Origin of the sequence: Streptomyces sp. V3I8, from assembly GCF_030817535.1 — a bacterium.
Classification (GTDB): domain Bacteria; phylum Actinomycetota; class Actinomycetes; order Streptomycetales; family Streptomycetaceae; genus Streptomyces.
Genome location: NZ_JAUSZL010000002.1, coordinates 1 through 14439 on the forward strand (window position 1 = coordinate 1; position 14439 = coordinate 14439).

The 14439-nt window shown below is 72.4% G+C and carries 7 protein-coding genes; 2 read left to right on the forward strand and 5 right to left on the reverse strand.

Features of this window, described 5'->3' with window-relative positions:
• Positions 1-161 precede the first annotated feature (161 nt).
• The 4 genes from QFZ75_RS00325 to QFZ75_RS00340 all read right to left on the reverse strand — a co-directional run bounded on the left by QFZ75_RS00325 (position 162) and on the right by QFZ75_RS00340 (position 2332).
• On the reverse strand, positions 162-410 hold the full coding sequence (locus QFZ75_RS00325) for a helix-turn-helix transcriptional regulator (protein WP_307533094.1): 249 nt from the start codon (positions 408-410) through the stop codon (positions 162-164).
• A 455-nt stretch (positions 411-865) separates the two neighbouring features.
• Entirely contained in the window at positions 866-1072 is a 207-nt protein-coding gene (locus QFZ75_RS00330) for a hypothetical protein (protein ID WP_307533096.1), read from the reverse strand.
• Between the two features lie 128 nt (positions 1073-1200).
• Positions 1201-1896, reverse strand: coding sequence for a class I SAM-dependent methyltransferase (locus QFZ75_RS00335; RefSeq protein ID WP_373465788.1), 696 nt, complete (start codon positions 1894-1896; stop codon positions 1201-1203).
• A gap of 244 nt (positions 1897-2140) precedes the next feature.
• Positions 2141-2332 (reverse strand): hypothetical protein, encoded by a 192-nt coding sequence (locus tag QFZ75_RS00340; protein ID WP_307533100.1) that lies wholly within the window; start codon positions 2330-2332, stop codon positions 2141-2143.
• Positions 2333-2754: 422 nt separating this feature from the next.
• Between QFZ75_RS00340 and QFZ75_RS00345 the strand changes: the two genes are divergently transcribed.
• Positions 2755-3645 (forward strand): TIGR03620 family F420-dependent LLM class oxidoreductase, encoded by an 891-nt coding sequence (locus QFZ75_RS00345; protein WP_307533102.1) that lies wholly within the window; start codon positions 2755-2757, stop codon positions 3643-3645.
• 348 nt (positions 3646-3993) lie between these two features.
• Here QFZ75_RS00345 and QFZ75_RS00350 read toward each other — a convergent pair whose 3' ends face one another.
• Positions 3994-6945 (reverse strand): BTAD domain-containing putative transcriptional regulator, encoded by a 2952-nt coding sequence (locus QFZ75_RS00350; protein WP_307533103.1) that lies wholly within the window; start codon positions 6943-6945, stop codon positions 3994-3996.
• Positions 6946-7116: 171 nt separating this feature from the next.
• Here QFZ75_RS00350 and QFZ75_RS00355 point away from each other — a divergent pair, with 171 nt between their 5' ends.
• Positions 7117-14400, forward strand: coding sequence for a SpvB/TcaC N-terminal domain-containing protein (locus tag QFZ75_RS00355; protein ID WP_307533104.1), 7284 nt, complete (start codon positions 7117-7119; stop codon positions 14398-14400).
• The last annotated feature ends 39 nt before the right edge of the window (positions 14401-14439 follow it).

Here is a 14439-nt window from a genome sequence, read left to right on the forward strand (position 1 = left end):
ACCCCGCCACAGACGAGTAAGGCACTTTCGCTTTTCCGCCTCGGCAGTCGCCGCACCCGACTCAAATGCGGCAGTGGTAAAAGGGGTCTGAGCTGTCGGTTGTTGAGGGTGGGGCGCCCATGGGTGACAGCCTCTCCGATGGCCTCACCTGTGCTCGCTGGTCAGCCCGCGGAGCACCCGTCTCGCTCGACATTGCGGAAACGGCCGGGTGAGATGCCGTACTCGCGGCGGAAACTGGCGCTGAAAGCGAATTCCGTCGAATAGCCGACCTCGCGGGCGATCGTGGCCAGAGGTGCGTCGGTTTCCCGGAGCAGGCGGGCTCCGTTGGCCAGGCGCCAACCGGTCAGATAGGTCATCGGTGGCTGGCCCACCAGCGCGGTGAAGCGTTTGGCGAATGCGGTTCGCGACATCCCGGCGGCTTCGCCGAGCTGCTGCAGGCGGCGTCCACGAGACGCTTCACTTCAGTGGTCGGCAAGCCGCCCATGACGTATCTGAGGGACTGGCGACTGGGTTGTGCCGCGCGGCTGCACGGAATTCGCTTTCGCCGGGGCGTTCCGTCGCGAATACGGTGTCTCACCGGGTCGGTTCCGGCACGCGAACAAGGCATCGCACAGCTCGTGAACACCGGCCCGTCATCGCCGGCTCCGCCTGTCCGCCCGATGGTCCTGGCCCTGGCCCTAGCCCTGGCCCGCCGTCATCACTCACGCGATCGCCGGACTCCACACCCTGCAGGACGCTGGCTGACCAGCCACATCAACCGTCCCGACGACCTGCACCACCACACCGGTGAGGTGGAGCCCGGCGCCCATCCGACGCGAGAGCCGGGCCCTCGCCCCGCCTCAGCCCCGAAAAGATCGCACTGCTGCTACGACTTGCCGCAGGCCCAGAACCAGAACTGCGCGGCGCCTACGCCCACACAGGGCGACACGCCGACTTCCAGCATCGTTTGGTCCGCTTGCGCGAGGCCGGTCAACGCCGTCCTGGCCTCATCGACCTCATCGACCTCATCGACCTCATCGGCCGCCGTGATCTCCTGTAGATCCACACTGGCCTGGTACACGGGCAGGTACACAGTCAGAGGATCTGGGAGACCCTTCGCGACTGTCCCCTCACCACCACAGGTGACAGCACGCCCAGGCCATCAGTCTTCCCGGCTGCCCGGCGACCCGGCTACCCGGCTTGCTGGAGGACGAGGGGCCTTCAGTGCAGCCTACGTGCCCGTAGTACCAAGTCGTCGGTATGGTGCGCGCCGGCGCCGCCATCAGGTGCCAGCCGTGGCCGTTGCTCGTCCACCTCCACCGTCCAGTCGTCGTCGAGCAGAGCGGTGACCATCGAGGGCCAGACGTAGTCGGCCGGGTCGAAGTCGCTGTCGTGGGCCTGCTGGGTGTCCATCCCCGCGTGGTGCACGAGCAGCAGCACGCCACCGGGGGCGACGGCCGCGAGCAGCGCTCGCTCGGCTGCCGCGTCGGGGGTGCGCAGCAGAGCTGGGTACTGTGCGGAGACCAGGTCGAAGGAGGCAGGCGGAAGCGCCGCTTCTGTCAGCGCGGCGTGTACCCAGCGAACGGTGAGGCCGGCGTCTCGCGCGTGCCTCGCCGCCCGCTCCAACGCCACGCCTGAGACTTCGAGCGCGGTCACGTCCCAGCCGGTGCGTGCGAGCCAGACGGCGTCCGCACCCTCCCCGCAGCCGACGTCGAGCACTCGTCCGGGCTCGAGCCCGGCGACCTCGGCCACGAGTGCGCCGTTGGGCCGGCCGCTCCACAGCTGTTGTCGGTCGGCGTATCGGTTGTCCCACTCCGCCCGTACCGTGGGGTCCCCGACGTATTCGTCGGCGGGCAAGGGGGCGTCGGACGCGGGCGATCGCGTGGTGTTGTCAGTCACGGGCCCACCGTCACCCATCACGTCCTGATCACGCCACTGCTGTTGCCGCTCCGGCAAAACGGCGTCCGCCCCGGACTGCGCTCCGCAGACCCACCTGGGCTCCGATGAGATCGCCTCCACCGTGGCCGGGGACAGCCCGGTCCGCGGGACGCGTGGTGACCGGCACCGTGCTCGGTGCCGCGCTGCCGCCCGCGGGGCAGCGGCGCCCGGCCGCCGCACACGCGGTCCGCGCCGCTCCTGGCGACTGCTTCATCCGCCCTCGTCAGAGCGAGGGCCCGGACGTGAACGGGAAGGCCCAGGACTGTCGTTCGGTGGTTACCGGCCTGCCGGTGCGCGCTGCCTCCGCCACGACCAGGCCGAGGTAGTGGTCCTGGCAGGCGTCGGCGAGGCTGTAGGGGCCGGGGAAACCGCCGCCTATCAGCGGCTCATCGCGTCCTACGACCGCCTCCAGCACACCCGAGCGAGCTGACCATGACCTTGGCCCACCCCGCCGACCTCCTCCCCGCCGCGCGCCGCGCACGAACCGGCGTCGGCGCCTTCAACATCATCGGTATCGAGCACGCCGAGGCCGTCTCCACCGGACCGGGGCCCACATACCGGGGCGGCATCATGCCTCTCCCCGTCACCGGCGGGGAGTTCCGCCGTCTCGCGACCGTGCCGGCTGCCGGCTGCCGGCTGCCGCGACCTGCGGCGGCCCGGACGGAGCGTGTTCCGTTCCGACCACAGGGACCACGACTCCCGGGCCTTCGGTCCGGTGCGGCGTCAGCGAGTCCCCCGCCGCACCTGGGGCCGGTCTGCGGGAGGAGCGCAAAGCTCCGTTCGGCTGAATCACGACCCCCGCAGGAACAGAAGGCACGGGAACAAAGTTGACCAGGCATGACTTCGCAGACACACCAGTCACTCGGACGTATCGGCATCTGGAGCGCTGCTCTGCACGGATCGCGGGCGGATGACGCGGGCAGGAAGGCAATCGCCGAGGCGGTCGCCGAACTGGAAGAGCTGGGCTACGGGACCCTCTGGCTCGGAGGCAACCCTTCACCCGACGACGCCGCCGCCGTCCTCACCGCCACTCGTACGGTCACCGTGGCCACCGGCATCCTGAGCATCTGGGAGCACACGGCCGAACTGGTGGCCGCGCAGATCGCGGCCCTCGACGCGAACGCGCGCGAACGATTCGTCCTGGGCTTGGGCGTCAGCCACAGCCGGCTGGCACCCCAGTACGCGAAACCGTACAGCGCGATGGTGGCCTACCTCGACGCCCTCGACGCCGCCGCCGACCGTCCGGCCGGCGCACGCCGGGTACTGGCGGCGCTGGGACCGAAGATGCTGAAGCTCGCGACCGACCGGGCGCAAGGAGCGCACCCCTATCTCGTCACCACCGAGCACACGGCAGAAGCACGCGAGGCACTCGGCCCGGACGCCGTCCTCGCCCCGGAGGTCTCCGTCGTGCTCGACACCGACCTCGACCGGGCTCGCGCCACCGCACGGAACATGTTGGGCATGTACCTTCAACTGCCCAATTACACCAACAACCTCCTGCGTCTGGGGTTCACGGAGAGCGACTTCGAAGGCGGTGGCAGCGCACGTCTGCTCGACGGTCTCTTCGCCCTGGGCGACGCCGAGCGCGTACGAGCACGGACCCGCGAGTACTTCGACGCCGGAGCCGACCACGTCGCCCTCCAGGTCCTGACCGCTGACGAAGGCGGCGCCGGCCTGCCGCGAGCCGTATGGCGCGAGCTCTCCGAGGTGTTCGCCGACGAGCTGTAGAAAGGGTTCGGCCCTGGCACGGACCGGACCGGACCTCGTGCCACGGCTCCGGGATGAGGGGGTCGGAGGGGGCCTGATGCCGTGGCGAGGGCGAGTACGCCTGTCGTGGTCGCGTCCAGTGCGGACACCGGGGTGCCGGACAGCACGTCGTGCTCGACGGCACGCCGGGTTTCGAGGCCGCCTTCGACGGCCGTGCCGGTGGGTGTGCCGATCCGGAGCACGCTGGGCCGGGGTCCGAACGCGATGTCGTGGGGCGACCGGGCACGCATCTGCTCAAGCCGTCCCCTCGGGCAGGGGCAGCCGGGGCCGGACCTCGTCAGCGTGACGGCAGGTTCCTGGGTGACCGCGTCACCGTGACCTGACCCGGGGCGGCGGGCCGTTGCCGACGTCCGCGCCGTGGCCGAGGCGGGCGAGGAGTTCCCTGCGGAGCGGATCCGTGTCCGGGAGGCCCAGTTCGTCGGTGACGGCCAGGGCCCGTGTCCAGGCGGTGCGTGCGGTGTCCGGGCGAGCGGTGACGCGGTGGATCTCGCCCAGGCACAGAAGACCGGCGGCCTCACTCTGGCGGTCGCCGGTCCGGTGGAAGAGGTCGACGGCCTGCCGGTAGCAGTCGACGGCCCGGGACTGTCTGCCGAGGTGGTGCTGGATGTAGCCGAGGCTGTCCCAGGTGTGGGCCTGCCCGTTGAGGTCTCCGGTCTCCTGGGCCAGGTCGAGGGCCTGACGGCAGTGCGCGAGGGCCTCGTGGTGGTCGCCGAGCTGGGCGCGGAGCCAGCCGATGTGGTTGAGGGCGGCGGACTGCCCGGCGCGGTCGGCGGCGGCCCGGTAGTGCGTGAGACTGTGGCCGGCGTGATCGAGTGCCTGCTGGTGACGGCCCCGTGCGCCGGACATCCGTGCGAGATGCTGGTGGGTGCGGGCCTGTCCCGCGTCACTGCCGAGTTCGGCGAACAGGTCGAGCGCCAGCAGGTAGTGACCACGCGCGTCGTCGCCGCGGTCCAGCCGGTCCTGGGCGAGCCCGAGTCCCCGGTGGGCACCCGCCCGGCCCGCGCGGTCGCCCTGGCGGCGTGCCGCCGCCAGGGCGGTCGTCTGCAGGGCGGCCAGCACCCGCCAGTACCCGTGCCGGTCGAGGAAGGTGGTGAGGGCCGCGGCGAGCCGCCAGCTGTGGCTGTCGAATCCACTGGCGCGGGCCTGCTCCACCGCGGCGACGAGAACGGTGTGTTCCGCGGCGAACCAGGCCTGCGCCTGCTCGTGGTCCGCGAGTGCCTCGGGGGCGGCGCCCGGCCGGGCGGGTGGCAACGGGACCGGGTTGGGCTGCGGAGTCAGCAGCACGTCGGCGGTGTGGGCGGTGTGCAGGTAGTGGTCGAGCAGCCGGTGCAGCGCCGCGTGCCGGTCCAGGTCGCCGTCGAGCGTGGCGGCCAGTTCGGCAGCGTACACGCGCAGCAGGTCGTGGAAGGTGTACCGGCCCGCAGCGCCCTCGGTGAGGAGATGTCCGCCGACGAGTTCGGCCAGCAGGGCGGCTGCGCGGGTCGCCGGTATGCCGCCCAGGGCGGCGACGGCGGGCAGGGCGGCGTCGGGTCCGGGGTGCAGGCCCAGCAGTCGGAACAGCCTGGCCGCGTCGGGGCTCAGCGCGTCGTAGGACCAGGAGAACACGGCTCGCACCTGGCTGATCGCCTCCCCGCCGTCCAGGGCGTTCAGGCGGTTGTCGGCACGGCGCAGTTCCTCGGCGAGCGCGGCGAGCGGGAATCGGGGCCGGGCGGACCCGCGGGCCCCCACGATCGCGAGGGCCAGGGGCAGCCCCGCGCACCGTCCGACGATCTCCCCCACGGCGGCGCGTTCCGCGCTCACCCGGTCCGCGCCCAGTCGGCCGGTGAGCAGACGCCGGGCCTCGCCGGGGGTGAGCAGGCCGACGGTCAGCAGATGGGCGCCCTCGGCCACGGCGAGGCCGGTCAGCAGCCTCCGGCTGGTCACCAGCGCCAGGCAGCCGGGCGCCCCGGGCAGCAGGGGACGGACCTGCTCGGCATCGCGGGCGTTGTCCAGCACCACAAGCACCCGCCGTCCGGCCAGCAGGCTGCGGTACAGGCCGGTCTGTGCCTCCAGGCCGGCCGGGATGCGGGCCGGCGACACCCCGAAGGCGTCCAGGAACGCCCGTACCGCCTCCGCCGGGTTCATGACCGATCCGCCGGAACCGAACCCGCGCAGATTCACGTACAACTGCCCGTCGGGAAAAGCCTGTCGTACGTGGCGGTGACGTGCCCAGTGCACCGCCAGCGCGGTCTTGCCCACACCCGCGGTACCCGACAGCGCCGAGATCACCACGGCCGACGGCTGGACCGCCACCGACGCGAGGATCCCGCCGAGTTGCGCCAGCTCGTCGCCACGTCCGGTGAATCCCCTCACACCCATGGGTAGTTGAGCGGGAACCACCCCCGGCCACGGTCCCGTCGTCGGCGGGGACGGATACGGGGGCGGCGGCGGAGGAGAGGAGGGCGTCGGGGAGAGCGTGCCGGGGACGGACCCGGACGTCTTCTGCCGGACCGGCCGCCGGACGGGGGCGGGCGGGTTTCCGCGAAGGATCGTCCGGTGCGCTTCCCGCAGTCCGGGACCGGGGTCGGCGCCCAGTTCCTCCGCCAGCCGTCGTCTGACGGTGGCGAAGCAGTCCAGCGCCTCCGCACCGCGTCCGGCCGTGTGCAGGGCCCGCATCAGGACCTCGGCCAGGGGTTCCGCCAGGGGGAACTCGTCGAACAGGTCGGTGAGCGGACCGATCACGGCGACGGGATCGCCGACGCGCGACTCGATGGCCGCCCACCCGACGGCGGCGTCCACGTGTTGACGCCGCCACGCTTCCCGCACCCGCTCCGCCCACTGTCCGTTCAAACCCGCCAGGGGTTCTCCGCGCCACAGGTGCAGCGCCTCGGTCAGCAGTGCCGCCCGTTCGCCGTCCGCCCGTGCCGTCTGCCGGGCCCGGTCGGCCAGCCGACGGAAGCGGAGCGCGTCCACCTGGTCCGCGAGCGCCTCCAGAAGATACCCGCCCGAACGCCGTACCAGGCGTAACTGGGCGTCCCCGCTGTCCTTCGCGGCCTGCTCGCACAGGCGGCGGAGCCGGGCGATGTGGGCGTGCAACGCCCGTCGTGCCCCGTCCGGAGGGTTCACCCCCCAGACCCGCTGGACCAGTACGTCGGCCGCCACGGGCCGGCCGGCGTCCACCGCCAACGCGGCCAGTACGGACCTGCGTTGTGGCGGTCCGATCTCGACGGTCCGCTCCCGCACCACCAGCTCCACCGGACCCAGCAGCCGTAGTTGGATCATGAATCCGCACCCCCGTACAGATCTGCCCCGCCCACCCCACGCATGTTCGTGCCCGGCGACAACCTATCGACAACGTTTCCATCCACACACGGAGCCCACGCTGACGAAGCAGTTCGGTATTCCGTCGATGAGCGGTGGCGGCCGCCGAGGCTCGACCTACGGGGAGGCACCATGACGTCCACGGACACCGCGGGCACGGCGGCGGGCTCGGCGATCTCTTTGCCACAAGGGGGCGGCGCCGTCCAGGGGCTGGGGGAGAAATTCGCTCCCGACCTGTTCACGGGGACGGGGAACATGTCCGTGCCGCTGACGGTGCCCGCAGGGCGCCACGGAGCGGCACCCTCGCTCTCCCTCGGCTACAGCAGCGGCAACGGAACCGGGGTGTTCGGGCTCGGATGGCAGCTGGGCCTGCCCGGTGTCTCGCGGAAGACGTCGCACGGTGTTCCGAGGTACCTCGACGCGGCCGGTCCGGGAGGCGGTCCGGCCGATGTGTTCCTGCTGTCGGGGGCCGAGGATCTGGTGCCGGTCGCCGGAACGTATCCGGGCCGGGTGCGGTACCGGCCCCGTACGGAGGGCCTGTTCGCCCGGATCGAGCACGTCAGGGACGCGACGGGTGACTACTGGGAGGTCCGGAGCAAGGACGGCTCACTCACCCGATACGGAACGCGGCGCCCCGCGGAGGCCGCGGACACCTGGAGGGACCCGGCGGTGACCGCCGACCCGCGCGACGCGAGCCGTGTCTTCGGCTGGCGGATCACCGAGACCGTCGACCCGCTCGGCAATCCGGTCAGGTACGCCTACCTCGCCGACGCGGGCACCGAGCAGGGGCGGCTCTGGTCCCAGCCGCTGCTGGCCGGTATCTCCTACGCCGACTACGGCGACCGGGCCGACCCGGCGTTCCTGGTCTCCGTCGACTTCGTGTACTCGCCGCGCCCCGATCCGTTCTCCGAGTACCGCGCGGGCTTCGAGGTGCGGACGTCCGTGCGCTGCGACACGGTCCGGGTGACGACCCACGCCGCGGACGGGGTGGCACGGGTGGCGCGGGAGTACCGACTCGCCTACCGGCAGGCGGAGTTCAACGGGGTGTCGCTGCTCACGGGCGTGACCGAGGTGGGAATCGGCGAGTCAGGGACGCCGACATCGGCACCGACATCGGCACCGGCACCGGCACCGGAGGAACCGCTGCCGCCCCTGACCTTCGGGTACTCGGACTTCGACCCGGCCGGACGCAGGTTCTCGCCGGTGAGCGGGCCCGGCTTCCCGGCCACCGCGCTGAACGGTCCCACGCTCGCCCTGGTGGACCTGCACGGCGCCGGGCTGCCCGACATCGTCGAGCTCGGGGCGGCGGCGCGGGTGTGGCGCAACGCCGGCGGCGGCCGGTTCGAACCGCCCCGCTCGATGGCCCAGGCGCCCCCGCTCTCGCTCGCGCAGCCGGGCGTGCGGTTCCTGGACGCCGACGGCGACGGCCGGCCCGATCTGTTCGCGCCGGCGGCAGGCACCCCGGGCCAGGAAGCCGGCCCCACGGCGGGCTACTTCCCGATGGCCTTCGCGGGCGGATGGAGCTCCCGCGGCTTCACCCGCTATCCGCACTCCCCCGCCGTGAGCGCCGCCGACCCGCGGGTGAAGCTGGTCGACCTCGACGGCGACGGGCTGACCGACGTGCTGCGGTCGGGCAGCCGTCTGCAGGCGTGGTTCAACGACCGCGATCCCCGCACGGCATGGCGGCGTTCCGCGGTGGGCGCCGGCGGTCCGCCGGTCGACCTCGCCGATCCCCGGGTGCGGCTGGCCGACATGACCGGCGACGGCCTCCAGGACCTCGTGCTGCTGCGCAACGGGAACGTGTCGTACCGGCCGAACCTCGGGCACAACCGATGGGGCGCACAGGTGCGGATGCGCGACGCGCCCCGCCTGCCCGACGGTTACGACCCGCGCCGGGTGCTCCTCGGCGACGTCGACGGGGACGGCGCCGCCGACCTGCTCTACCTCGACAACGGGCGGGTGCTGCTGTGGGGCAACCGGTCGGGCAACGGCTGGACGGTCGCCCCGGTCGTCGTCCGCGGTACCCCGTCGGTGTCCGGCACCGACGTGTTCGAACTGTCCGACCTGTACGGCACCGGGATGGCCGGGCTGCTGCTGAGCCGGCCGGCGAGCGTCTCCGGCGGGCCCCATGTGCGTTTCCTGGACTTCACCGGCGGGGTGAAGCCCCATCTGCTCACGGCGGTGGACAACAGCCTCGGCGCCGTCACGCGCATCACGTACGCGCCGTCGACACAGGAGTACCTGCGCGACTTCGCCGACCCCGCCACCCGCTGGCGCACCACGCTGCCCTTCCCGGTACAGGTGGTGACGAGGACCGAGGTCGCCGACCGGATCTCCGGCGGCACGCTGAGCACCGGGTACCGCTACCGCCACGGCTACTGGGACGGCGCCGAGCGGGAGTTCCGCGGGTTCGCCCTGGTCGAGCACCTGGACACGGAGACATTCGGCGAGGGGGCGGGAGCCGGTGTGCCGGACGGCCACCACGCGCCGCCCGTGCTCACCCGGAGCTGGTTCCACTGCGGCCCGGTCGCCGCCGGCGAGAGCGGTGACTGGAGCGAGCTCGACCTGGGCCACGAGTACTGGCGGGGCGACGCGCCCATGCTGTCCAGACCGGCCGACCAGGTCGCGTTCCTGGCCGGGCTGCCACGGGACGCCCGGCGCTCGGCGTTGCGCACCCTGCGCGGGCAGGCGCTGCGCACCGAGGTGTTCGCGCTGGACGACAGCGCGCTGTCCGACCGTCCCTACACCGTGACGGAGAACCTGTCGGGCGTACGGGAGGAGGAGACGGCCGGCCCGCCGGACCGGCAGCGTGTCTTCTTCCCGTTCTCCCTGGGCACGCGCACCACCCGGTGGGAACGCGGCCCCGAGCCGATGACGCAGTTCGCCTACCCCACCGGGTACGACGCGTACGGGTTCGCGACCGGGGCGGTCTCCGTCGCCGTGCCGCGCGGCCGCGACCCGCTGGCGGTCGCCGCGCCCTCCGCGGTGGTCGAGCCCTACCTGGCCACCTGCACCACCACGCAGTACGCCCGCCGGGACGACGCCGGCCACTACCTCGTCGACCGGGTCGCCAGGACGACGGACCACGAAGTCGTCAACGACGGCCGCCTGCCGGTGCCCGCCCTGCGGGAGGCGATCCTGGCGGGCCCGGCGGAAGGCACGGGGGTCTCACTGCGCGTGATCGGCCATACCCGTACGCACTTCGACGGTGAGGCGTTCGTCGGGCTCGCGCTCGGGGTGCTGGGCGAGTACGGCCTGCCGACGCGCACCGAGTCCCTCGCGTTCACCGACGCCTTCCTGGACGGCCTGTACCGGACCGGCGACCCCCTCGCGGTCGGGCCGCGGCCGGTCTTCCTGGGACCCGGGCCGACGGGCCGGTGGCCGGCGGAGTACCCGGCCGAGTTCCGTACCGCGCTGCCGGCCCTGGCCGGGTACCGGCGCTACGCCGAAGGCGACGTGCCCGGATCGCCGGGCGGTTTCTACATCGTGTCCGGCCGCCACCGCTACGACGTGCACGTCCCGGGCCGCGTGCCGCGCGGCATGCCCGTGGCCGTCCTCGATCCGTTCGGCGCACCGAGCACGACCGACTACGACGAGCACGACCTGCTGGCGGTGCGCACCACCGACGCCGCGGGCCTGGCGGTCTCGGCCGTCAACGACCACCGGATGCTGCTCCCGCGGGAGGTGACCGACGTCAACGGCAACTCCACCTCGGTGACGTTCTCCCCGGCCGGGCTGGTCGTCGCCCAGTTCGTGCGCGGCAAGAACGGCGAGGGCGACCTCGATGTGCCGAGCGTGCGTACCGTCTACGACCTGCACGCGTTCGCGAGGCGCGGCCGGCCTGCCTCGGTGCGCAGCTTCCGCCGCACGCACCACGTCGCCGAACCCGACGTCGCCGCCGACGAGCGTGACGAGGTGATCGCCTCGGTGGTGTACTGCGACGGTTTCGGCCGGGTGCTGCAGACCCGGTCGCAGGCCGAGGACACCCTCTTCGGCGACCCGGCCCACGGCGGTGGCACCCTTCCGGCCGACGACCTCACGCCGGTGGGTGACGCGGCGGGCCGGACCAGGGCGCCGGGCGGCCCGGACAACGTGGTCGTGTCCGGCTGGCAGGTGTACGACAACAAGGGCAGGGCGGTATGGAAGTTCGAGCCGTTCTTCTCCACCGGGTACGACTTCGCGCCGCCTTCCGACGCCCAGCTCGGGCGGAAGGCGACCGTGTTCCACGACCCGTGCGGACGGGTCGAGCGCACGGTGAACCCGGACAGCAGCGAGAAACGGACCGTCTTCGGCATCCCGGCGGACCTCGCGGATCCCGGCCGCTGTCTGCCGACCCCGTGGGAGTCCTACACCTACGACGCGAACGACAACGCAGGCCGCACGCATCCGGCGCAGGCACAGCCCTACGCGGAACACTGGAACACTCCGGCCAGTGCCGGGACCGACGCGCTCGGCCGCACGATCACCGCGGTCGCCCGGAACGGCCGGGAGCCGTCCGACCGTCTCACCACCCGCTCGTCGTACGACATCCGGGGCAACCTGGTGGCGGTCACCGACGCGCTGGGCAGGGAGGCGTTCCGGTACTCCTTCGACCTGGCCGGGCGGCGCTGGCGGACGGACAGCGCCGACGCGGGCCGTCGTGACACCGTCCCCGACGCCCTGGGGAACGTCGTCGACAGCCGCGACAGCAAGGGCGCCCTCACGCTGGGCGCCTTCGACCTTCTGCAGCGGCCGACCCGGGTCTGGGCCAGGGACGACTCCGAGGACACGGTCACCCTGCGCCAACGCATCGACTACGGCGACGCCGGTACGCCCGCCCAGCGCCCCGCCGAACGAGAAGGGGCCCGCGGCCGCAACCTGCTCGGCCGGGTGGTCCAGCACCGGGACGAAGCCGGGTGCGTCGCCACCGGGTCCGTCGACTTCAAGGGCAACGTGGTGCAGCTCACCCGTACGGTGATCGCCGACGCGCCCGTGCTGGCCACCTACGAACGAGCGGCCGCGGCCGGCTGGCAGGTGCGGCCCTTCCGGGCCGACTGGACGCCCGGCCCCGGCCAGACCCAGGCCCAGCGCGACGCGCAGCTGCTGGAGCCGGCCGCCTACGTCACGTCCGCCCAGTACGACGCCCTGAACCGGGTCAAGAGACGCTTCCTGCCCGTCGACGTGGAGGGCAACCGGCATGTGCTCTACCACGCCTACGACCGTGCGGGCGCGCTGGAGCAGGTGCAGCTCGACAGCGCCGTGCACATCAGGCGCATCGCCTACGACGCCAAGGGCCAGCGATCACTGATCGTCTACGGCAACGGGGTGATGACCCGCTGCGCCTACGATCCGTACACGCTCCGGCTGGTGCGGCTGCGCAGCGAGCGCTGCTCCGTCGTCGACGCGGCGACCTACCGGCCCACGGGACCCGCTCTCCAGGACATCGGCCACGACTACGACCTGACCGGCAACCTCACCACCCTGCGCGACCGCACGCCCGGCAGCGGTGTCCCCGGCAACCCCGAAGCACTGTCCACGGCCTCCGCGCGACTGCGCGCCCTGCTCGGCAGCGGCGACGCCCTCGACCGGCACTTCACCTACGACCCCACCTACCGGCTGGTGGCCGCCACCGGCCGCGAACACCAGGCGCCGCCGACCGGGCACCCGTGGATCGACCTGCCGCGCGGCAGCGACGCCACCAGGGCCCAGCCCTACACCGAGACCTACCGCCACGATCCCGTCGGCGGCATCGTGCGACTCGTCCACGCGGGCACCGGCGGCTTCACCCGGGACTTCACCACCTCGGCCGGCGGCAACAGGCTGCACCGGATGACCGTCGGCGCACTGCCGTACGACTACGGCTACGACCCCAACGGCAATCTGACGACCGAGACGAGCAGCCGGTACTTCGCCTGGAACCACGCCGACCGGCTCGTCGCCTTCGCGACGCAGACACCGGGCGCCGAACCCTCGGTACACGCCCACTACCTCTACGACGCCGGCGGGCAGCGGGTGAAGAAGCTGGTCCGGCGGCAGGGCGGCGCGGTCGAGGTCACCCACTACCTGGACGGCATCTTCGAGCACCGGCGCTGGAGCGGACCGCAACCCGGCACGAACAACCACATCCATGTGACGGACGAGCTCCAGCGAGCGGTTCTTGTCCGGGTCGGCGCCGCCCACCCCGACGACCGCGGCCCCGCCACCGCCTTCCACCTGGCCGACCACCTGGGCTCCAGCACCACCGTCGTGGACGGCACCGGCGCATTCGTCAACCGCGAGGAGTACACCCCCTACGGCGAAACCAGCTTCGGCGGCTACGCCCGCAAGCGCTACCGCTTCACCGGCCGGGAGCGCGACGAGGAGAGCGGGCTCGGCCACCATCAGGCCCGCTTCTACGCACCGTGGCTGGCCCGGTGGACGTCCTGCGACCCACTCACCTCACCCCATGGGGCGTCGAGCTACGGCTACGTGTCGAACAACCCGACGGGACTGGTGGACCCGAACGGCACCGACGACAGGAAACCCGCCGGCCAGGGTGGGGCACCGGCCGCGCCGGCGAAGGCGGCGCAGAGCCCTGCGGGTTCCCTGCGGGAGGAGGACATCCCCTACCAGAAGGGGGTCAGCGGGTTCTTCGCCTCGATCGTCACCGGAGGGCGTGGCGCGGCGGGCAACCGGCGCTACGACACCCTGGGGCCGGATCAGACGTTCGCGCGCGAACTGATGGACAAACGGTGGGGCTGCACGCTCTGCCACGTCACCACCCAGGTGTGGAACACCTGGGGGTCCGGCGGCGTCAACCCGCAGAACAACCTCCCGCTCGACTGGACGATCAACACGGACGGTTTCGACCGTTTCGCCCGCATGAGCATGTACTCACGCGCTGTCGTGGAGTCCGCGCTGGGCGCCAAGACCATGACGGACGGCCTCTCCGGGATGCGGTCGCCACGGTCGACGGCCACCCGCACCGCCACCCCGCCCGCCGCCGCGCGGCCGCCCGTGGTGAGCGTCACCTATACGTCCGCCATGGCCAGTTCCCCCAGCGACGCCCAGTTCGGGCGCTTCAACATCGAATGGGCGCAGACCGACGGCCCCCTGATCCGCGGTCAGCGGCTTCCGAACGACGGCGCGCTGCGCAGGACGGCCAGGAACCACATGGACAGGAGCGGTTTCGACAGGACCGGACTGCAGGCCATGCACCCGCTCGACTCCGTCGCCAACAAGCACCTGACTCCGGGTGGGCCGGTGGGGACCACCTACTACTTCGGCGACGCGAGGGTGAACGCGTCCTTCGGCTCGCAGTTGGGCAACGAGTTGAACAGGCTCGGCGTGCGGCCCGGCGACAGCTTCACCGTCAGGTTCGTGGGGTTCCCCGACTACACGGCCGTGCCGCCCATCGCGCCGCCGTCCAGTCCGCCCAACCTCAAGGGACACCGCTAGCCGGCTCACCGGCATCCCCGCCCGCCGTCACGCCACCGT